At 42.5% G+C, this 22,247-nt stretch carries 15 protein-coding genes; 8 read left to right on the forward strand and 7 right to left on the reverse strand.

Going from position 1 to position 22,247, the window contains the following annotated elements; genetic code table 11:
• Positions 1-146 precede the first annotated feature (146 nt).
• The gene (locus GX654_07750; GenBank protein ID NLD36745.1) at positions 147-1,856 is read left to right on the forward strand and encodes a PAS domain S-box protein; all 1,710 of its coding nucleotides are present in this window, start codon (positions 147-149) and stop codon (positions 1,854-1,856) included.
• Complete coding sequence (locus GX654_07755; protein ID NLD36746.1) at positions 1,802-2,242, forward strand: response regulator; 441 nt, start codon at positions 1,802-1,804, stop codon at positions 2,240-2,242. Before GX654_07750 ends, GX654_07755 begins: the two co-directional genes overlap by 55 nt.
• Here GX654_07755 and GX654_07760 read toward each other — a convergent pair whose 3' ends face one another.
• The 5 genes from GX654_07760 to GX654_07780 form a co-directional block, all read right to left on the reverse strand.
• Positions 2,243-4,039, reverse strand: a complete 1,797-nt coding sequence (locus tag GX654_07760) for a chloride channel protein (protein NLD36747.1) — start codon at positions 4,037-4,039, stop codon at positions 2,243-2,245.
• A 26-nt stretch (positions 4,040-4,065) separates the two neighbouring features.
• Positions 4,066-5,385 carry a cellulase family glycosylhydrolase gene (locus GX654_07765; GenBank protein ID NLD36748.1) on the reverse strand — a complete coding sequence of 440 codons (1,320 nt, stop codon included), beginning with the start codon at positions 5,383-5,385 and terminating at the stop codon, positions 4,066-4,068.
• A gap of 22 nt (positions 5,386-5,407) precedes the next feature.
• A complete protein-coding gene (locus GX654_07770; GenBank protein ID NLD36749.1) occupies positions 5,408-6,718 on the reverse strand; it encodes a hypothetical protein in 1,311 nt (436 codons plus the stop codon).
• Between the two features lie 20 nt (positions 6,719-6,738).
• A complete protein-coding gene (locus GX654_07775; GenBank protein ID NLD36750.1) occupies positions 6,739-8,640 on the reverse strand; it encodes a hypothetical protein in 1,902 nt (633 codons plus the stop codon).
• Between the two features lie 160 nt (positions 8,641-8,800).
• On the reverse strand, positions 8,801-9,460 hold the full coding sequence (locus GX654_07780; protein ID NLD36751.1) for a SagB/ThcOx family dehydrogenase: 660 nt from the start codon (positions 9,458-9,460) through the stop codon (positions 8,801-8,803).
• Between the two features lie 160 nt (positions 9,461-9,620).
• On the opposite strand from GX654_07780, the gene GX654_07785 reads away from it, so the two are divergent.
• On the forward strand, positions 9,621-10,067 hold the full coding sequence (locus tag GX654_07785) for a helix-turn-helix domain-containing protein (GenBank protein ID NLD36752.1): 447 nt from the start codon (positions 9,621-9,623) through the stop codon (positions 10,065-10,067).
• A complete protein-coding gene (locus tag GX654_07790; GenBank protein ID NLD36753.1) occupies positions 10,064-10,903 on the forward strand; it encodes an alpha/beta hydrolase in 840 nt (279 codons plus the stop codon). The genes GX654_07785 and GX654_07790 overlap by 4 nt, the downstream gene beginning before the upstream one ends.
• A 313-nt stretch (positions 10,904-11,216) precedes the next feature.
• Here GX654_07790 and GX654_07795 read toward each other — a convergent pair whose 3' ends face one another.
• Positions 11,217-11,609 carry a nuclear transport factor 2 family protein gene (locus GX654_07795; protein ID NLD36754.1) on the reverse strand — a complete coding sequence of 131 codons (393 nt, stop codon included), beginning with the start codon at positions 11,607-11,609 and terminating at the stop codon, positions 11,217-11,219.
• Positions 11,610-11,773: 164 nt separating this feature from the next.
• Positions 11,774-13,864, reverse strand: a complete 2,091-nt coding sequence (locus GX654_07800; protein NLD36755.1) for an FAD-dependent oxidoreductase — start codon at positions 13,862-13,864, stop codon at positions 11,774-11,776.
• A gap of 1,073 nt (positions 13,865-14,937) precedes the next feature.
• Here GX654_07800 and GX654_07805 point away from each other — a divergent pair.
• From GX654_07805 to GX654_07820, 4 genes are all read left to right on the forward strand, one after another.
• A complete protein-coding gene (locus GX654_07805) occupies positions 14,938-17,850 on the forward strand; it encodes a glycosyl hydrolase (protein ID NLD36756.1) in 2,913 nt (970 codons plus the stop codon).
• Between the two features lie 30 nt (positions 17,851-17,880).
• Positions 17,881-19,287: a hypothetical protein gene (locus GX654_07810; protein ID NLD36757.1), complete on the forward strand. Its 1,407-nt coding sequence runs from the start codon at positions 17,881-17,883 to the stop codon at positions 19,285-19,287.
• Between the two features lie 523 nt (positions 19,288-19,810).
• The gene (locus tag GX654_07815; protein ID NLD36758.1) at positions 19,811-21,223 is read left to right on the forward strand and encodes a ParB N-terminal domain-containing protein; all 1,413 of its coding nucleotides are present in this window, start codon (positions 19,811-19,813) and stop codon (positions 21,221-21,223) included.
• Between the two features lie 166 nt (positions 21,224-21,389).
• Complete coding sequence (locus tag GX654_07820; GenBank protein NLD36759.1) at positions 21,390-21,728, forward strand: putative addiction module antidote protein; 339 nt, start codon at positions 21,390-21,392, stop codon at positions 21,726-21,728.
• Positions 21,729-22,247: the final 519 nt, after the last annotated feature.

The raw sequence follows: 22,247 nt of genomic DNA on the forward strand, positions 1-22,247 counted from the left end.
CATGGCTGTTGCAAAACTAAGACAATGCTACATTCATATAAATCGGAAATTCTATTGAAAATGAGGGTTCAGATCATATTAAAACAAAGCTGCCTGTAAAAAACATCCTGTTTGAAACCATGTTTGAGGTGGCTCAAATCGGTATAGTGATTACTGACACCAACCCGGATATCCAGTATGTCAATCCTGAATTTACCAAAATATTTGGTTATACAAAGGAAGAGGCGCTTGGGAAATCGGTTGCTGATCTATTAATTAAAAATGATTCTGATAATAAAATAGTTACACCTGAAATGGTACATGGTGAATCTGTAGAATATGAGACTGTTCGCTGGCACAAGGATGGTAGAAAAATAGATGTGCTTTGCAGGGTTTCTCCGATCATACATAATAATCTGATTGTTGGCGGGTTTACCTTTTATTCTGATATATCGAAAAGAAAGGAGGCCCAGGAGTCACTGCAAAAGGCTAATCAGGAACTTGAAAAAAGAATTGAACAAAGGGCTCAAGCGCTTTTAAAAAGTGAAAAGAAATACCATGCCCTTTTTGATCAGTCTATTGATGCTATTATCATTCATGAAAAAGGAAAGATTAAGGACGTAAATAATCGCGCCTGTGAAATGCTGGGTTACACCAAAGAACAACTCCTTGAAATGACAATACCTGATCTTCACAGAGAAGAAGTAAAAGAAATAATAGAGAAAAACATCCAGAGTGTTCTTCATGCTGAAACACAGTTGGTCAAGGCCAGCGGTGAGCTTATTGATGTTGAGATCAGGCCCAATATCATTGATCTTGAAACATCCTATACTCAGGCCGTAATTCGTGACATAACAGAACGAAAACTTGCTGAAAATAAACTAAGAGAAAGTGAAGAAAAATATCGCACAACAATAGAAAGCTCCTATGATGGCGTTGCCATAATTCAGGATGCCACACACATATATGTAAACAGCAGTTATGCACGAATATATGGCTACTGCTCTCCTGAAGAGATTGTGGGCAAGGCAGATGTTGATCTGATTCATCCTGATGATATCGAATACATAAAGAAACGCGGGCAAAGCAGATTGAGAGGTGAAATAGCAGAGTCTGAGCGCTATGAGCATAAGGGCATTAAAAAGAATGGTGAATTTATATATGTTGAGGTATCGGTTGCAAAAATAATGCATAATGGGAGGCCTGCCACCCTTATCTATGCCAGGGATATTACAGATAGAAAGGAGACAGAAAAGAAACTTGAAAAGGCCATGAGGGATGCGGAACTGGCCAACAAATCAAAGAGTGAATTTCTGGCAAATATGAGCCATGAAATAAGAACCCCGTTGAACGGGGTTATGGGTATACTCAATCTCCTTTTATCCACAAGACTGGATAGTGAGCAGCTTGACCTGATTGAGACCGGGATGCGAAGTTCTCAGAGCCTGCTCACTGTTATCAATGATATACTTGATTTTTCAAAGATCGAGGCAGGGGAGCTTGATCTTGAGACGATAAATTTTAACCTCAGGAATGCGGTTGCCGAGGTGGTTGAACTGCCAGCCATGATGGCACAGAAAAAGGGTATTGAATTCAGCTATGAGATACATCATGAAACACCAAATCTTCTCAGAGGCGATCCTGGCCGATTAAGGCAGATAATCTTAAACCTGACCAATAACGCCATTAAGTTTACAGACAAGGGCGAGGTTAATCTGAGGGTTTTTGTAACAGAAGAGCAGGGCAGCCGTGTGAAACTCATGTTTGAGGTAAAGGATACAGGGGTTGGTATACCGGATGATAAGAAAGATATTATTTTTGAATCATTCAAACAGAGCGACTCTTCAACAACCAGGAAATATGGCAGAACAAATTAAAGATACTGATTGTTGAGGATAATTTAATCAATCAGAAGATCATACAGAAAATTATTACAAAGGCGGGCTTTGGGTGCAGCATTGCTTCTAATGGCAAGGAGGCATTAAAGGCGCTTGAAAATGATGATTATGATATTGTGCTTATGGATATTCAGATGCCTGAGATGGATGGCATAGAGGCAACAAGGATAATAAGAAACCCTGCATCAAATGTAAAAAATCATGCTATACCAATAATAGCCATGACAGCCCATGCCATGAAGGGTGACAGGGAGATGTGCATCGCCGCCGGGATGAATGACTATGCATCAAAACCAATCCAGCCGCAGGAATTATTCAAGAAGCTGGAAAAACAGATATCATTGAATAATAAAACCATAGAGTGATCAACCCTTACTGCTTTTCATCTCCTCAATCTTTTTATTATAAACCCTGATAACCTCCCTTCGGTCAAGCATCCCGATAAGTATAGAGTGATCATCATCCTTAACAACAGGTATGGACTGTATATTTCGAATGGTAAATTTCTTGAGCGCCTCATTAAGATCATCTGACGGGGTTAAAAAGATGATATCTGTGGTGCCTATATCCTTCATCATTACCACATTATCTATCTCCTGATTGAACAAGACCCCCCTGACGTCATTAACAGAAAATATCCCTTTCAGTTTTCCGAGGCTATCAACAACCGGGAAATAGTGCTGGCTTGAATGGCTGAAGAGACGCTTGAAATCACTGAATGCCATATTTTCAGGGACAACATCATATGACCTTAAGCCTGGTGCAAGGTCACTCACCTTTATCTTTTCAAGCACATCCACAAAGAATTCACCCCTGTGGGCATTTGAATCTATACGGCTTTTCACCTGTTTGATGAAAATAGTATATTTTTTTGAAAGCACATATCCAAGCAGACATACAAGAAAGCTCGGAAGAAGTAGGTGGTATGAGTTGGTCATCTCGCTCACGAATATTATTGTGGATATGGGTGTCTTTGACACAATTGTAAAAAAGCCTGCCATGCCCACAACAACAAATGCACCCGGATGGGTTACTATACCAGGCATGAGTATATGGAAGATTCGCCCGACCGCTCCTCCAAGCGCACCGCCTATTACTATTGATGGCCCGAAAACACCGCCGCTTCCACCTGAACCTATTGAAAAGGAGGTAGTGAGTATCTTGCCAAAGGCTATCCCTAAAAGAAGAAGGGCAGGGAGTTGATTAGAAAGGGCCTGCTGGGAATAACCATACCCGAATGAAAGGGTCTGAGGTAGAAAAAAACCTATTATACCTGTTAAAAGGCCGCCAATGGCAGGCTTAATATAATTGGGAATCTTTATTTTGGTAAAAACATGGTGTACCCCGTAAAAGCATTTGATATAAAGAATGCCTGCTGCAACCAGCACCAGTGAAAGCAGTGCATATGGGCCAAGCTCAAGGGGGTTATTGAATATGAAATCCTCTGTATCAAAGAGTGAACCCCACCCAAAGAACATACAGAAGATGCAGTATGCTATGATAGAGGCAATACCAGTAGGGATTATCACATCCGATTCAAATTCAGGATCACGGTACAGCACTTCAGATACAAACAGCGCCCCTGCCAGAGGGGCGCGGAATATGCTGCCTATGCCTGCGCCCATGCCTGCTGCCATAAGTATTCTTCTTTCTCTGACGCCAAGGCCAAGCTTTGTTGCCAGGAATGAACCAAACCCTGCGCCTATCTGTGCAATAGGTCCTTCTCTTCCGCCTGAACCGCCTGTTGTTATTGTTATTGCAGATGTAATTGATTTGATAATTGGTATCCTGCCCCTGATAAAACCTTCTTTGTTATGGTATGCCTCGATTGCAGCGTCTGTGCCATGCCCCCCTGCCTCAGGCGCAAAGGTGTATGCTATCCATCCGCTTATAAGACCCCCTATTGCAGGCAGAAACAGGAGCAACCATCTGTTGAATATCGTACCTGTAGGACTGAAAAGATCAGTTTCTCCTGCTGCTGAAGGAGGTCTGTATCCGGCAAGATAATCCAGGAAAAAATGCACACCGATCTGGCAGAGATACTGGAATGCGACAGAACCGAGCCCCGCTATTATGCCAACAAGTATGATACATGATGTTATTGAAGTGATTTTTTTAAAACCAGTCTGTTTATTTGTTTGATATATATATGTTTCAGTCATTTCACGTCTGACCTGCTCCATTTTTATTAATTTTCGGAGTTTAGTTTATTCATTTTAATACTGTGGTTTTTGATTACCTCATGTGTAGTAGTATCAGTATCAAATATCGAATTTAGCCCCTGATGCTCCTGAGGCGGGTCTCCTGTAAAGGGGTCGCCCTTCTGCCAGAAGCCGTCATCATGTTTTGCCCTTGCTTCACCGCCCCATGCCCAGACATTGGTTCCTGCAAGCGGGCCGCCTTTAGATGCGTTTTCATAAACAATATTATATACGTGGTTTAAAAACCTGTCCCTTGCAGATACAGGGGTATCAGCCCTGAAGGTGCCCCCATCACGCTCCATGCCATATTCGCCAAGCACAACAGGTTTCCCAAGTTTAGTGGCCAGCTCTATATGTTTATTTATATATGCGGTTGCCTTTTTAAGGGTAGGGGGGAGTGTCTCATCTATCTTATCCGCCCTGAACCAGCCCCAGTTTTTAGGCCATAGATGCATGCTTGCATAATCTATTACAGGCCCAGCGTGGGTGTTCAGGAAAAGCTCTTCATCATACAGGCATCCATGTATGCCCTCGCTGCCTGTGCTGACCATATGGTTTTTATCTATGGATTTTATATATGCGGCTATGCCGTGAACCCAGTTTAAAAATATACCCTTGTGCAGTTGACCGTTCTCACCGTCTGCACCGGGGCGAGGCTCATTGGCTAGCTCCCATGCCATTATGGTTGGGTCATCTTTATATTGCATGCCTGTGATAGTATTTTTACGATTAAGGATAGTTGCAATATACTCGCGGAAGCGGTTTTGAGCCTTTGGGTTCATATAAAACCTTGCAGAATAGGCCATAAAGTCCACCCATCTGCCTGTTACGCCAGGGTCTATCAATGGCTCATCGCTAAGCCATGACATATAGGTAGACATACCGCCTGACCATTCCCAGTAGTTGTTGAGAAATATTACTGCTGTCATGTTTCGTTTTGCCATCTCAGAAAGCAATACATCAAGCCCCTTTGACAGAGCTTCATTTAATTCTCCTGATGCTGATTGAATGGCAGGTGTAACAGATCGTTCTATTTCAGACTCTTCAGATGCCCCCAGTACACGAAGGTTAACTATGCCAAGGGATTTCATCTGATCCAGTTCCTTTACAAGCCTTTTTCTTCCTTCTGCGCTTGCGCCAAGATAACAGCCATACCAGAAATTTGCCCCGCAGAAGTAATAGGGTTTATCACCCCTCATAAAGCGCAATTTATCAGCGCGGATAAAGTCAGCGCCCCATGTCGTTGCTGATATATAAATTAAAAATAACAAAGTGAGTGATAGGAATCGTGGAATTTTAGATCTCAAAATAATTTCTCCGGTAAATAAATCACTTTATCAACCTGTCTCTTTCACGCAGAATGAAATAGGCCAGTATCACATTAATAATGGCAAAGACAACTACCACAGAGATAAACCCTTTGTAAACAAAATGAAAAAAATTAAGGCCGATGAAAACCACACCTGCCTGCATGAGGTCGCCCACCCTCTGCCCGAAAGAATCGATGGTCGCCCGTGCCTCATATTTTTCCTGCCTGCTCATGGGCAGATAGAGCATCTGTTTTGTGGTGTTAAGGAGCGAATAATTAAGACTGTTTTCACTGATCTTCACTATGCGTAAAAAGGCAAGTGCCGGAATAAACATCAGGCTTCCATACCCAAGCACAACCACAAGGGGGGTAAGGGCGAATGCCCAGTTGAAACCGGTTAGCTTCAGCACCCTTGATACAATGAAAAACTGAATAACTGCGCCGGCCAGGTTTACAATGGAATAAAAACTGCTGTAGAATTTGCCGACATATACAGATTTGTCAATAGATATTAACCCCGCTGCTACCCCTTCTCTAAAATCCCTTTCAAGGGTAGAAGAGAGCAGGTATTCGCCAGTACTGTTTATCAGGTTAAACAGTATAATAAACAGGGCTATCATGAGCAGTATCCTGCGTGTCAGGACAATCTGGAAACATGCAAGAAAAGATGTTTTCATGTACTGGACAGGGGTGCAGTCATCCAGGATACATTCAGGCGGCAGTGTCTTTATTGCATACATCACAGGTAATATGGAAAGGGCAAGGGTAACGGCTGAGAGTAAAATCAGCCCCTGCGCGGTCATGTAATTTACCAGCAGGCGGCTTATGGCTGATCCTGCCCATGCACCTATTGAGCCACCAAAGGCTATAATAACAAAGAGCCTTTCACCTGCCTCCCTTGTGAAAAGATCGGTTGCAAAGGCCCAGAACTGTGCGATGATAAGTACTGTGTATACACCAAGCCATACATAAAAAACCACAGAGATATGGAGCCCCAGATAGGCTGCAACATAGAACCCTGCAAGTATTAAAGAAAACAGTATCAGCATTGACCGCATAAAGCTGTTGCAGGTGTATTTACGTGAAAAACTGCCATATATCGGAAGAATTACAATAAGCAGCAAGGCCTGTATTGCCACAGCATAACTCTTTATCTCGGCTGTCTTCTCGGTGAGTATTAGGATCTCTCTTGCGGGCTTTAGAAAATAGGTGGTCATCAGGATAAGAAAAAGGGAGATGAACAGACCCGTGATACCTTTTCTCTCCTCAGGCTTTGTATTTACCCCGAGAAATAGAGTGTTTATCAGAATATTTTTTAATTTTTCTTTCATCTTGAAGCCCTGCTTAATGTTTAATCGGTTCTCTTTGCCTCTTTTAGAATAAGGTCTCTGCGTTTGATGAGCGCATTTATCTGCATTTTGTTCAGGTATGGAGAGAGGTTTTGAGTCAGGTTCTCAAGGTTTAATGACCCCAGTTTTTTATAGAGCATATCTGATAGATAAAGCGGCACCTTTCGGTACATTTTAGGCCTTTTGCCATTCAACCTGAAGGCCCTGGTGTGGTCAATAAACACCATCATATAATCACTTTTTGTCCAGAGTATATTGGTAAGGTTGCGGTCTTCATTAAAGATCAATATATCAAAGATATAGCGTATCCAGAATTGCTGATCCTTTTTGCAGTAGCTTTCAAAGGGTGCCTTTGTCTCTTCTCTGTCTCTTTCATTTATACTGTTTTCCACCCAGTACTGAAGTACTCCCTCTATTCCATCAATCTTTCTGGTTACGGCTGCAGGAACCATCTCAAGGTCAAGCATCCGGTCAAGCCGGTATGCGGCCACATCAGAGTGATACCTGTCTGACTCCTCATATTCCTTTCTGGTTACAGGGCGGGAGTCCACTGTTTTAAATATCGCATTTATGCTCCTGTCTCCCTTTGTGATGGTAAGCTTACGAGGTCTTGTTATGCCTGTGCCTATCTTCTCCTTAGCGGTTATATCCCCTGTAGAAAGTAACTCCTCGATCTCCCTGTCAGTCATACCCGACAATTTCATCGAAAGGCTGTGACTTTCTTTAACAGGAGGCTCTTTATCATTAATCCCCGCATAATGAACATACATGCCGCTATTTTCAATTATAAGTGCAGATGGCTGACCTCTGTAATAACTCTTGAGCATCCCTGTATCAAGACGAATTACCAGGCCATCCATTCGTTCTGTGACCTTGCTGTTTGCAGTTGGTGTGTGGCCGACTACAACACGGCTGGCCTTTACCTTTTTCAGAAGACTTTCTATTATATACGATTCGGTATTGATATTACACAGGGATGTCCCACGATACCACAGCGGCCCTTCACTTCCTAAAAACCATCCGTTTTGTGCCTCAAAAAGCTCAAGCACATCATTAAACCATGAGGGTCTTTTCTCCAAGTTTCGGTTGATTTCAGGGTCTGCATCAATGAGTATTTTTGCCTTTGCGTTCAGGTATGTAACGCGGTCATAATAATTAACAAAAACCGGAAGGACCGATGCCATTCTTAAGCGGTTGACAGTATCAATATATCTTGTTATCTGGCTCTTTCCTTCTACATTAATTTCAAGGAGTGATTTGTCCATTAGTTGTGATGGTATGCCGCCATGAACAAAGATCGTGTCATTAATTTTAAGGATCAATAGCTGATTAAGGATCCATGTGCCTATTGCCCCATCAGGGCCGAATGCCCTGTCCAGTGCTATAAAGCCGGCAGGATAGAGTTTGTCAAACTCCTCATTATAATTTTTATCATTTTGCCCTTCATGCTCCTTTAAATATTCAAGCCTCAGCTCTTCACGCTCCCTGGCTGTTTCATCACCCGCAAATGCCATGTAATCATCTGGTGTCACATAATCCCTGTTGCCTGTCAGGGCCATCAGCTCGTGGTTACCAAGCAATACATGCACTGCGCCTCGTGATTTCTCCGCCTGGGCCTGTAACTTCATCATCAATTCTATAACATCGCGTGAACGCGACCCCCTGTCAACAAGGTCTCCCATGCTCACAAGATGGCTCTTTCCGCCAGCCCAGTTAAGGCTGTTATCAATCATCCCTGTTTCCTTTAAAAGTGAAACCAGTTCGTCATAGGCCCCGTGCACATCACCAAAGACCACAATTTTTGCTTCTGTTTTGATATCAAACTGGCGATCCTCTGCAATGGCAGTGATGGAAGTTAAAAGAGTAAAAAACAGTAAAAGATATGTATAAAGATATCGTAACATTTTCATTCTCTTTAGAAAGGTTAATGTTTCGATAAGTTATACATTAATGAATTGAAAGTCCATATGGAATTATGCAAAGGTATTTGATTTTTTCACAATCAGATTATGAGATGTATTATTTGTAGAGACAAGGCATGCCTTGTCTCTACAGGGGAGCTTATCATTTCTTAAACTGTGCTATTGTCTGGGCAAGTACAAAATGCTGTTCAGGTCTCAGGTTGAGGGCCTTTTTTATTGCGTCTGCATCAGCGAATGCCCTGACTATACAGGCAAGCCCTTCTGAGGCGCACCACAGATAAACGTTTTGAGCAATAAATCCTGTGTTTGCATATGACCATGTTACCTCAGTGTCTTTCATCCTTTGTCCCCCAAAGCTGGCTCTTTCATAGTCTGCAACATAAATAAGGTTTACAGGGGCGCCGGGAACAAATGGCTGAGTCCCTGCAACAGAGCGTATGTCTTCTTTGCCAAGGACCTTTAGAGCGTGTTCCTTTGCGTCATATAGAAAGAGACCGTCCGCTGTTGTCACATAGATATCAATATTCTGCCAGTCTGCAGCTGAAGGCGCAGTACGATGGTTTGTGCCGGGCCTGTTAATGCCATCCGCTGCCCAGAGCATGTTAGACATCTGCTGCATTGTAAGTTTAACTGCCGGACCGAATTCACCTCTCTGGCTTTGTCTTAAACTCAATGCCTTCATCAAAGGTATCCCGCCCTCCTTTTGAGGATCAGGCAGTTTAATTACCTCTTCTGCTGAGACCAGACCGACATTTGCCAGTATGAACAGACCTGCAACAAACAATATCATGAGTTTTTTCATAATATTCCCTCCTTTGGTTATTTGTTAAGTGTGAAAAACATTAATAAATAACTTGCATCTTCATGTCAAACCATTTTGGAGGTAAAAAATAAAAGTTGACAAAATGTAATAAAAGGGAATAATATGCCCTATAAATTATAGTTAAAAGGAATAATAAGGAATGGAAAGATATCTATATACAATCGAAAAGGTTGCCGAACTGCTGGATGTACACAAGAAAACGATCCTCAGATACATCAAGGAAGGTAAGCTAAAGGCGAACAAGGTGGGTGGCCGCTGGCGCATACATGGTAATGACCTGACCAGTTTTGTAGGTGCAAAAGATGCCCCTGATGAAAGTCTTACACACAATCAGAAACCAAAGGCCGATGTTACGCCTGAGCCCTGGGTTTCGACAGTCGTACATGTTGAAAATAAAGAGAGGGAGGAATTTATCAGGATAAGTAATACCCTGATTGCAATAAAAAGCGGGGCAGATGCTCAGGATAGAAGATGCAGGATCGATGCAGTCTATTTTGAGGAGGAGCTTAAGATACAGGTCCTCATATGGGGGACACTGGACTTCACTGATAAGATTCTTAAGATACTGGAGGAATTGTTAAAATGAAAAGAGATCGGGACACAGCAATAACAGTGTGTATTAAGAACCCGGATGCATTGAAGAAATATTATAATGCAATACTTGAGTATTGGCCTGTACCTATGGAAAAGATCTATATTCCAACTTCTCTTGGTAAAACACTTTGCATAAAATGCGGTGATGAAAAAAATCTGCCGATGATCCTTATCCACGGCTCCATGTCAAACTCTGCGTCATGGATGGCTGATATAAAGAGGCTGAGTGAAAAATACTGTACATATTGTCTTGATATCCCGGGTGACCCGGGCGGAAGTGAAGACAGGCGGTTTAACTGGCACGGGCCATATTTTTCACAGTGGATCAAGGAATGCATGGATTATTTGAAAGTTGATAGAGCTGTTGTCGGAGGCCTCAGCCTTGGTGGATGGGCATCTTTACGCTTTGCTATTGATTACCCTGAAAGGGTGAATAAGCTGTTACTGCTCGCCCCTGCCGGGCTTGCCCCTGTGAAGATGGCGCTTTCTTTTCTGTTTTTATCCCTGATGGGAAAATGGGGCAGGGAAAAAATACTTAAAAGGCTTTTTAAGGGCAGGGAGATCACAAAGGAGTTGCGTGATTTTTTTGAGGTAACAGCAGGAAACTGCAAACCCAGATATGGGAAAGTTCCGGTGTTTTCCGATAAGGAACTTGCATCCCTCTCGATACCCGTTATCTATATCGGTGCAAAAGAGGATGTGCTTATTGATACAAAAAGGTCTCATGAAAGGATATCAAAATGTGTCTCAAATCTGAAAAGTCTTGTCCTTGATGAAGGGCATGCACTTGTTGGATTATCTGATGAGGTTTTTGAGTTGCTGGGGTGAAGGAACCATCGGGTGGGCACAGGGGCCCACCCCTACAGTCTCTATGTGATTGTCATGGCTTTATTATTTATTTTGTAGGGGCAGGCCCCCGTGCCTGCCCTAACGCAATGAATATGATCTGCGAAATTATTCATGTATCAAGGCATAAAGACATAAAAAAAGCGGACACGCAGGTCCGCCCCTACAAAAATATAGAAATTATTTTGTGTTACATGTAGGGGCAGGCCCCCGTGCCTGCCCGTTTATACAGGCGCCTGCATTGGTTTCTGAATAAAAGCTGATAGCTGATAGCTGACCGCTGAAAGCTCTATATCTACAGCTCCGCGCAAACAACCTTTTTGAATTTCCCTTTTTCCAGATGATAATGGATAAACTGCGGGATCACGGCCTTTTGCCCGACCTTAAGAGGTGTGAGTTTGGGCCAGTCTGAGGCGGCAACGGCCTCTGGTGTTAACTCCTTCACGCCCTCAATCTGTACCCTGGCTTCAAGCACAACATTATATTCATCAGAAACAAAACGATCCACGATCACAGACTCTTTAATATAATTATGAAGGAAGGCATAAAACTTTTTTACTGATTCGCGGGTCTTAAAGGAACCGCCCACATGTACCATCTCAAAGTCATCAGCAAAATATTTAAGAAAACCATCATAATCTCTGCTGTTAAATTTCTTTAAATAAACATCAAATTCTTCACGGGTCATATATGTGTCTCCTATCTAAAAGTATTTTTATAAAAATTATATTAAGTGCCTGTACAAAAATTGTCGTTTTGTTCGACGGCTGTCAGCCATCAGCGTTCAGCTTTCAGCTAAAGCATTTAAGACAAAGCCTTATCTCACGGCTGATAGCTGAAAGCTGAAAGCTTTTAAATTTCCCTCCCGATACGCGAACCATCCCCTATTGCATCTATAATCAGGGCAGGGTCACCGCAGTCGCCAATCTGATATATCTCAGGCGCTGTACCCTTCATTCTTGTCATTAACTCAGTATCCGGTAACATTGGTAATGCAGGCAATATGGTATCTGCCTCAAGGGTCTTTTTCTCTCCCTCTTTCGTAATGATAGTGAGCCCCCTCTCTGTTATCTCTTCATACTTAACGCCGGGATACAGTGTCACACCCTTTTGTTCTAGCCATCCAAACAGCCTGACCTTATGGTTCTCAATCACCATCTTTCCCATCTTCTCAGCGGTCTCCACAACTGTTACCTTCCTGCCGCGCTTAACAAGGAACACTGCTGTCTGGAGCCCATGTATGCCGCCGCCGATAATCACAACATTTTTTCCGATGGGCATCCAAATTTTCGTGGCCCATATGAGAAGCCTGGGGCTGAAGAACCTCAGGAAATTCTTTAATGTTCGATTCAGGTCAGCGGCCTTAACCACCTTTGGTGAATCGATGCCAGGTATATCCGGAACAGAATACAGCCCGCCTGTGGCTAGTATTAGCACATCGGGCTTAATCTTTTCAATGAGCGTCCTGTTTACCTCTTTACCAAGATTGATCTTTACCCCCAGCTTTGTAATCTGGGTGTAAAGATAACGAACCAGTGCCGGAAGGTCTTCAATATCAAGCCCCTTGATCGTGGCTGCCACAGGCACTGAGCCGCCCAGGTAATGTTCCTTCTCATAGAGTGTTACATCATGTCCCCTTAGGGCAGCCACCCTTGCGGCCTCCATACCGGCTGGCCCGCCGCCCACTACCATAACCTTTTTCTTTTTATCAGCGGGCTTAATCTCATATTCCCCCTCCTTTGCGAGTGATGCATTTATGCGGCAGAATGACTTACCGGGGACACCCGGTATATAATTTGTATGTATCGCCTCGATGCAGGAGAGGCAGCGTGTGCATGGTGCAATATCATCCAGCCTTTCTTCTGCAACCTTGTTTGGGAGGTCAGGGTCTGCCAGAAGGCGTCTTGTCATGCCGATAAAGTCTGCCTTGCCCTCTCGCAGTATCCTCTCTCCCATTTCAGCGTTGATGCCTGCTGTGGCAATAACAGGTATTTTGACTGCCTTTTTAACAAGTGCGGCGAGAGGCACCCAGAAACCGGCCCCGCTTTTACTTCCATCAAGTTCTTTTGGAAGTGGATCAGGCACCTCGGGATAACAAACCGCCTCTGGCCAGTTAATTAAACTGTACAAAGGCCCTATACCATCGGCCTTGGGATGAAGGTTATCAGCTCCCGCAGCCTCAAAGAGCCTGCCGAACTCCTGACCCTCAGCGGCAGTTATGCCATCATCTATCCCATATTCAGCAGCATTATAAAGCACACCGATCGGGTAGTCATTACCCAGACGCGCCTTCATCTTCTGAAGTATCTCAACCATGAACCTGGCCCTGTTCTCAAGGCTTTGTGGGCCATACTGGTCTGTGCGTTTATTCCAGTGACGCGACATAAAGGTGTTGCCAAGGTGTTGTGTGCCGCAGTGTATCTCAAGGTGGTCAACCCCTGCCTGTTTCAAACGCTCCCCGGCCTTTACAAACTTTTCCTGAATATCTTCGATCTCGCTTAATGTTGCCTCTGCTGTTTCATCGCTCAGGAAACCATACACCTCTTCTTGCATCACCGATGCGGCAATGGGCGGGCGACCGGCAAGGGAGGCAGGGCACCATGGCCCTGCATGCATCATCTGTACAGATAGTTTGCAGTCATATTTATGAACGGCCTCTGCCAGTTTTATAAAGCCAGGAATGTATTTGTCAGAATCAATACGCAACCCGTCAGGCATCCTTGCGCCAAGGGGATAATCAAGGTAGGCGTTCCATAAAATAACCATACCGGCCCCGCCCTTAGCCACTGCCTCTACATAGTCGATAGTCCTCTGGTTCATGTGGGCATCAACAGGGTCATGGGTATTCATCTCCGCGGCAGTCTTTATGATCCGGTTCTTTAACCGCATCTTGCCTATATAAAAAGGTGAAAGCAGCATTTCAAACTGCGTCTTACCGTTCATTATTACTCCTCCTTGATTAAGTAAAGAATCCCTTTTGCTTTGAGGAACGAAGTATATGGAGTCAGGTGTTTTAAGTCAATATTAATTCACCCCACTACTTTGTATGAAAATATAGCAACCCATAGAGATTTAACTTATATTGATTTTTTCCTGAAGTATGCGAATTCAGGTGATGCGACCAGGTGTGAAAAAAAACAAGGTGACAAGATTTTCAGCCCATTTGTTTATTAGAAAATGATGCTATGATTCACCTGAATAGATTGAAGGGGTAAAAATGGAACATGATAAAATAAGTATAAACATAGTAAAATAAAATCTATTTAAAATTCCAAAAACCAAATTAGCCGAGTTAAATGATTTTATTGAATCTATTTTAATGAAATCTGATTCCTGTAAAACAAAACGGGTAGAAAAACTCGAAGGGATATGGAAAGGATTGGGCTTCGAAAAGATAACTGATCTAGACAAAAGTATTCGAGAAATCCGTAACGAGTCAGAAAATCTGATGTAAGAGATACAATTCTACCCTGGATAATTATAAAATAGTCGATTTGGATTTTGATGTAGTTGAAACAGCTAAAACTATTAAAGGACTTGAACTCCACGACAGGCTTATAGTCTCAACCTCTTTGTTTTTGAATATCCCGATATTGACAAGTGACCAAGGTATTATGGATTCTGCGCAGGTCACAACCATATGGAATTAGCTATCGGACATCTAAAAAGAGCCGCAGATAGTGTAACAAGCTCATGCTTATACTTTTCATAGATATCGCACAGAACGGTTTTCTGGCCCCGGTTGAGCTTCCAAATAAGTATTTTGTCTTCCAGCATTTAGTACCTTTATATCGACTGCAATCGTATATTTACCTATATGACAATCGATATAGCAAAATTAGTATATTTTTTCTGTTAAAAATGGTGCTTGTATTTTTTAATAAAAAATCCTAAACCTAACGCACTATATCTTTACTGGCACATCCTCCTGAAAGGAACGTTAATCCCCGGGGAGCAATAATAAAGGCAAAATAGCCTTAAGAGGCAGGGAAATGATCAATAGGATAATGAATAATATGGAAGATAAAAATAAGGCAACATTATATTCCCTCATAACACTAATACTTATTTTGTTAATCAGTAATAACCCGCTTTTTGCCTTTGAAAGCAAATCATATATTGCTGCAAAAAAAGAGAGAAATTCATTTACACTCAGTGAATCCGGACACTCCAATCCCATCATCATTGCAAATAATGATTTTCCGGGCGTTAAACGTGTCGCGAATATATTACAAAGAGACATAGCTGAGGTAACCGGTTCAAGGCCTGATATCCATATTGATCAGCTTCCCTCATCCGGGTACATGGTAATTGCCGGGACAATCGGTAAAAACAGCTTCATAGATAGGTTGATAAATAATAATCGGCTTCAGGTTGATGATATAAAAGATAAAAGAGAGAGCTTTATTATTCAGGGTGTAGATAACCCCTTCCCATCAGTTGAAAAGGCCCTGATTATAGCCGGCAGTGATAAACGCGGTACAATCTATGGGATGCTGGATATATCCAGGCAGATCGGGGTCTCTCCCTGGCACTGGTGGGGTGATGTGCCTGTAAAAAGGAAAACGAACATCTATGTATCCCCTGGCAGATATACAGAGGGAGAGCCAAAGGTAAAATACCGCGGGATATTTATTAACGATGAGGCACCATGTCTTTCTGGCTGGTCAAAGGCAAAATTCGGAACTGATATGTTCAACCACGAACTCTACGAACCCATGTTTGAACTGATATTGAGGCTGAAAGGGAATTTCCTGTGGCCTGCGATGTGGGGACGCGCATTTTATGACGATGACCCTGAAAACGCCAGGCTTGCAGATGAATATGGTATCGTAATAGGCACCTCTCATCATGAACCCATGATGCGGGCGCATGATGAATGGCGTCGTTACGGGACAGGCAAATGGGATTATGAGAGCAACAGTGAGGAGCTAAAGAAATTCTGGAGAGATGGCATTAAAAGAATGGGCCGGAATGAAAGCATCATTACCCTTGCCATGCGCGGGGACGGGGATATGGCAATGAGTCCTGACGCTAACATTGAACTTCTACAGAAAATCGTAATTGATCAGAGGGAAATCCTGACTCAAGTTACAGGGAAGGGCATTACAGAAATTCCGCAGGTATGGGCCTTGTACAAGGAGGTGCAGGAGTATTACGACAAAGGCATGAGGGTGCCTGATGATGTAACCCTGCTTCTCTGTGATGATAACTGGGGGAATATCAGGAAACTGCCTAACCCTGCGGACAAGCACCGTAAGGGAGGTTATGGCATATATTATCATTTTGATTTTGTCGGTGGGCCGAGAAATTACAAGTGGCTTAACACAAACCAGATTGAAAGGGTGTGGGAGCAGATGAGGCTTGCATGGGAATATGGCGCACGTGAGATCTGGGTTGTAAATGTGGGAGACCTTAAACCCATGGAATTCCCCATAAGCTTCTTCCTTGACTACGCATGGGACCCTGAAAGGATTAATGCGAAAGATCTGCCTCAATATTATAAACGATGGGTAGAAGAGCAGTTCGATAAGAGATACAGCAACGAGATTGCCGATATACTGAATAAATACACAAAATACAATTCAAGAAGAAAGCCTGAGATGCTCTCCCATGAGACATACAGCCTTGTCAATTACCGTGAGGCTGAAACAGTTGTTAATGATTATAAAGCGTTATACGAAAAGGCAACCATGATAGGGCGCTCCCTTGGTAAGGTATATCAGGATTCCTTTTATCAGCTAATCCTTCACCCTGTTGAGGCATGCGCCAATCTGTATGAACTCTATTTTACAGTCGCAAAAAACAGGCTTTACGCGGCACAGAAACGGAACCTGACAAATGACCTTGCCATAAAGGCTGAGGAATTATTTAAACGTGACGCAGAGATATCCCATTACTATAATAAGGTCATGGCTGGCGGTAAATGGGATCACATGATGGACCAGGTTCATATAGGGTACACCATGTGGAACGATCCCCCGGATAACATCATGCCGGAAGTGGCGAAGATTGATATCCCTGATGAGGCCAGGATGGGAATCGCTTTTGAAGGGGCTGAAAAGGCCATATTGCCTGAAGATAAAAATGTAAGGCTTCCTGAGTTTGATTCATTAAATAATCAGAAATATTATATAGATATTTTTAACAGAGGGAAAAGGCCATTCAGGTTTATTGCCACGCCTGACAGGCCATGGATAAAAATATCAGATAAACAGGGTGAGATTGCCACTGAAAAAAGGATATGGGTAAGCATTGACTGGGGCAGGGCGCCTTCAGGCACAAGCATGGCCTCTGTTAATATTTCTGACCGGGAAAATAATTTTATCATTACAGCGGTTATCAACAACAGGGAAGTCAAAAGAGAGGAGATAAAAAACTGTTTTGTTGAGGCCAACAATTATGTTTCAATTGAGGCTGTAAATTATACATATAAGAGTGAACCTGCCCCTTACTCATGGCAGGTCATCCCTAATCTGGGGCGGACAAATTCAGCAATCACCCTTTTGCCTGTTACCGCAATGGATATCCCGCCGGATAATAGGCCAGGTCTTGAATACGATATTTATCTCTTTAACAGGGGTACCTTTAATATCAGCTTTTATCTATCTCCCACCCAGAATTTCGGATACAAAGAGGGGCTTAAATTCGCAGTATCTATTGATGATAAAGAACCTGTGGTTATCAACATGCATGAAGGAGATACCCCTGACTGGAAATACCCGAAATACTGGGAACAGGCAGTAGGTAATAATATTCGAATAGCAAAAACTGAGATGAACAATATTGAACCGGGAAGGCACACCCTCAAGTTCCATGCAATTGACGCGGGCATCGTGCTTCAGAAGATCGTAATAGGAAAAGGGGATGTGAAGCCAGCCTACCTGGGGCCTCCAGAGAGTTACAGCAATGTTTTTAAAAAAGAGTAGGATATTTTTTATAATTAAGGAGACCAATACATGAGCAACGCAGATAACACCAGTAAACTTCCCCGTTCAGATGTTTTTAATTATGCATTTTATATGACTTCCGAGATGCTTTTTCTTTTAATGCCTACCACATTCATGAACATATTTTTGACTGATAACCTGCTGATCAGCGCCGCTATTGTTGGTTCTGTACTCGCTATCGCCCGTATTCTTGATGGCATAGCGGGGCTTGTGTCCGGCATGATTATCCAGAAAACAAGGGAAAAGGGGATATATTACAGTAAATGGATAACAGCTACCCGCTGGTTTATCTGCTGCGGCATAATATTAATGTTCTCAAACACATCTGCTATGCCTCTTTCAGTCAAACTGGTTATTGTATTTATTGCCTACTGCATGATTAATCTCTCTATGAATTTTATCCAGACATCCCAGTTCAATGTCCTTGCAATCATGGGAGGCACATCCCTGGAAAAGAGGAACCTGCTCGCATTCAGGGGCACACAGGGTGTTACAATTGCAACATTAATTGGCAGCATATCCCTTGTCCCCATAATTAATAAGGTGCTTACTCCCATTATCGGGAGTAATTATGCATATTTTGTCATGGGTATAGTCTGTGTGCTTCCCTATATGTTCGGCTGTCATTTTCTTGCAAAGTCTGCCAGAAAATATGAAGAGGCCTCACCGTTCAGTGCAGGTATAAAAATCAGGGTTGTTGATATGGTTAAGTCTGTATTCACAAATGATCAGTTGCTTATCCTGATTTTGGTAATGTCTGCCTCTTACATTGCCCAATACACAGTAATGACTCTTGCTGTCCATTATTTTACCTATGTGATGGGTAATGTAATATTGATGACATACTCCATGACAATCGGAACAATAGTCAGTGTTGCTGGGGCATTTATAGGGCCTAAGATCGGCGTTTGGCTTGGCAAAAAACATGCTATGGTTGTAGGACTTCTTGGCCAGTGTCTTGCGCTGGTACTGGTTTACTTTTTTGCCCGGACATCTGTTATTGTTTATATAGTTTTATACAGTTTATTCTCTATAGCAATGTATATATATTTTGGTTTTAATGCCAATTACACAATAGATACCGGTGAGTATCACTTGCATAAGACAGGCAAGGATAATAGATCAGTTGCCAATGGCATGATGAACATACCTTTCAAGATCGGTCTCTTAATCGGAGGCTCAGTACCAATGATTGTCTTAGGGAAGATCGGTTATCAGCCGAACATGGAGCAGACCCCCGAGTTCATAGAAAAATTCATGATGATGTTTGGACTTTTTCCTGCGGCCTTTTGTTTGCTTGCTGCGATTTTAATGCTGTTCTTTTACAAAATCACTGACGCAGATGCTGCAAGATACGCGAGAGAAAACAAAGAACGTGCTGAAGCAGCAATAACTGCTTCTAAACAAACGGCCTAAAGTTAAAGCGATTTATGCATTTACTCTGTTAAATCCGGTTAGCATAGTTCAGCGTGATTTAACAGGGTGAACTGTAAATTATTCATTGAATATTGATCACTGATAATTGATTATTGTTAATTGAATAACATCTTGAATCTTCAATTCTGAATCTTAAACCTCGAAACCTTGAACCCTTTCTTTAAATTTTCATTTAGAGAAAGATTGGTGATAGGTAAACTAAAAATATGCACATTTTAAAGTGCATCGCGCACATAATGTTGTGCATTTATATTGTTATTTATTTACGATAAACATCGCCTTGAAACCATATTATAATCGCTTTTGTATTTGAAAGCCTTGTTCTTCAAGCATTCCAGCTTTTCAATGTATAAGAAATAAGTAAAAATCCCTCTATGGCATGATGTTTGTAATAAAAGGCAGGCTGAAGGGGTTTAGGCTGAAGGCTGAAGGTAAAACCTAAAAGACTTCAGTCTAAAATGTTTCAGTCTAATCTTAAGTTCATCAACAAAGGTTCAGGAGTATGAAAAAATCAGCCACAGTAAAAATTGCAGACATTATACTGGATAACACCATTTATCCCAGAAGCAGCATTGACCACAAAAGGGTCGCAATGTTTGAGGAAAACATGCGGGATGGGTTTGAATTCGATCCCATTCAAGTTCAGGAGCACCCTGATGAACCAGGCAAATATCGCATACTGGATGGGGCGCACCGGTTTCAGGCATATAAGGGTATAGGCGTAAAAGAAGTACCGGCAGAGATTATTAAACTCAATGGAGCCGATCCCCTGCTTTATGCTGCCCAAAAGGCAATAGGACCAAGGCAGCTTAATGATGAAGAGGCAAGGGATACAGCGAGGAGGGCTTATCAAAAAAATCCAAGAATAACCTCTGCGGAAATTGGAAAGGCGATTGGACGTTCCAGGCAGACAGTGGATTCATATGTTGCTGATCTCAGGGCTGTTATCCAGGTGGATATTGCCTTGAAGGTATTTCGATTAACCAGGCTGGGTATCCCACAGCAAAGAATGGTCGCGAGATTGGGCATCCCTCAACAGTCAATTTCTGACTATTTACCGAAAATGCCAACGATGGCATTTTCGGTAAATAGCGAGCTGAAACAGGGTTTTACAGTCTCACAAGTCGCCGAAAAGCACGGCTGGCCTGAATCTCTGGTGTGGGCAGTTAAACTGGAAGGTAAAGATGACCTCGGTAAATGCCATGAATTACAGTGGGGCATAAGGACATGGGATAACTGGTACTGGAACGACTGCGATAAAAGATTTGGTGATGAATGGCCCGGAAGAATCCCTGCCCAGCTTGTAGCTCACATACTTTATTTCTTCTCAAAAGAGAATGACCTTGTCTTTGACCCTATGGCCGGAGGTGGGGTTGTTGCTGACACATGTCTTGCACTCAGCCGGAAATGCTGGAGCTTTGACATGGAGGATAGACCGGATACAAGACCCGAAATAGAGCCATATTTCTGGGACATCAAAAACTTAAAATGGCCTGTGAGCGGAAAGACAAAGCCTGATCTTATTATCTTTGACCCGCCATACTTCAGTAAGAAGGTAAAGGAATATGAAGAGGAGAGTATTTCGAACCTCACAAAAGAACAGTATCTTGGGTTTCTTGAAGGGTTTTTTAAACTGGTCAGCGAAAACAGTAAAAGAGAAACAAGGCTTGCGATGGTAAATGCTGACTGGAGAGATTTTCAGGGTACACCGGCAATGGATGAAACAAGGAAGAATTCCATTATGATAGATGATTACCTGAGTGCTCTAAAAAAAGGCGGGTGGGAGATGACCCATTTCATACAGGCACCCATGTCATCTGAGAGGTTCCAGGCCAATGTTGTGGCTGCAATGCAGAAAAAGCGAATACTGGGTGTTACGAACAGGTACGTCATTATAGCAAAACGCAGGCTATAGACTACTGTCCTCTGATATCTGACTTTCGGCTTCCCTAAATAGCCCTTGCCTTTTTGTATCCCATATGCTACAAATTTTATACCTACTGGCAGGGGGCACCAAGTCTACACAGAACAAGGATATTAAATCCGCGTTAAAACTTGCTGGCAAATTATAGGAGGACGATATGAAAATGAAGTTACGCAAATGGGATAGCGCAGAGTATCTTAAAACCGAGGAGGATATGGTACTGTATCTTGAAGCCTGCATGGAAGAAGCTGGTGATGATGCAGCCTTTATTGCCAAAGCGCTTGGAAATATTGCCCGCGCCAGTGGTATGAGTCGGCTTGCCAAGGAGACAGGGTTGGGCCGTGAGAGCCTGTATAAAGCACTTTCCGGGGAGGGAAATCCGAGTTTTGCGACGATTTTGAAAGTGACCAACGCACTGGGATTCAAGCTACATGTTCAAGGGCAGGGAAAAGATACGCATAAAATAACAGAAATCGAACGCCGGGATATGGATTAGCTTCAAGGTTACCAATTCGGGTGCAGTATTTTTATTTTGCTTTTTAGACATTTGTAACTGATTAGGTTATTAGTCTGAAGCGGTTGAGACTGAAGACTATTAAGTTTTTTCTAACAGCCTTCAGCCTTGACAGCTTCAACCTCTTTTCCCAACAGTCTAAAGTCTAAACCGCTACAGTCTGCTTTTCAAATTTTGAATCTTGAATCTTGAATCAACACCCCTAACAGTCTACAGCCTAAAATGCTTCAGTCTGATTTTCCAATCTTGAATTTTGAATCTTGAATCTTGAACTTTTCAATTAATTTTAATCAATTAATTGAAAACTCCTTGCATTTATTACAAAAAAGTCTTAAACCTAACCCATTGTATCTTTTCGGGTATAATGAATTATTGTCTTACGAGTCTTATCGTCTTATTTAAAATATTGAATTTTGAATCTTGAATATTAAATCAAGATTTTTACGAATAGCTTTTTGTAGTCATTCTCGCACAAGCGCATTGGCGTCAAGCTAAGCGACA

Origin of the sequence: Desulfatiglans sp., from assembly GCA_012513605.1 — a bacterium.
Lineage (GTDB): Bacteria > Desulfobacterota > DSM-4660 > Desulfatiglandales > HGW-15 > JAAZBV01.

Coding starts and splice junctions, on each gene's coding strand:
- GX654_07760 (NLD36747.1), bottom strand. CDS start 4,039: ATGACTGAAACATATATATATCAAACAAATAAACAGACTGGTTTTAAA.
- GX654_07770 (NLD36749.1), bottom strand. CDS start 6,718: ATGAAAGAAAAATTAAAAAATATTCTGATAAACACTCTATTTCTCGGG.
- GX654_07775 (NLD36750.1), bottom strand. CDS start 8,640: ATGTTACGATATCTTTATACATATCTTTTACTGTTTTTTACTCTTTTA.
- GX654_07780 (NLD36751.1), bottom strand. CDS start 9,460: ATGAAAAAACTCATGATATTGTTTGTTGCAGGTCTGTTCATACTGGCA.
- GX654_07785 (NLD36752.1), top strand. CDS start 9,621: ATGGAAAGATATCTATATACAATCGAAAAGGTTGCCGAACTGCTGGAT.
- GX654_07790 (NLD36753.1), top strand. CDS start 10,064: ATGAAAAGAGATCGGGACACAGCAATAACAGTGTGTATTAAGAACCCG.
- GX654_07795 (NLD36754.1), bottom strand. CDS start 11,609: ATGACCCGTGAAGAATTTGATGTTTATTTAAAGAAATTTAACAGCAGA.
- GX654_07800 (NLD36755.1), bottom strand. CDS start 13,864: ATGAACGGTAAGACGCAGTTTGAAATGCTGCTTTCACCTTTTTATATA.
- GX654_07805 (NLD36756.1), top strand. CDS start 14,938: ATGGAAGATAAAAATAAGGCAACATTATATTCCCTCATAACACTAATA.
- GX654_07810 (NLD36757.1), top strand. CDS start 17,881: ATGAGCAACGCAGATAACACCAGTAAACTTCCCCGTTCAGATGTTTTT.
- GX654_07815 (NLD36758.1), top strand. CDS start 19,811: ATGAAAAAATCAGCCACAGTAAAAATTGCAGACATTATACTGGATAAC.
- GX654_07820 (NLD36759.1), top strand. CDS start 21,390: ATGAAAATGAAGTTACGCAAATGGGATAGCGCAGAGTATCTTAAAACC.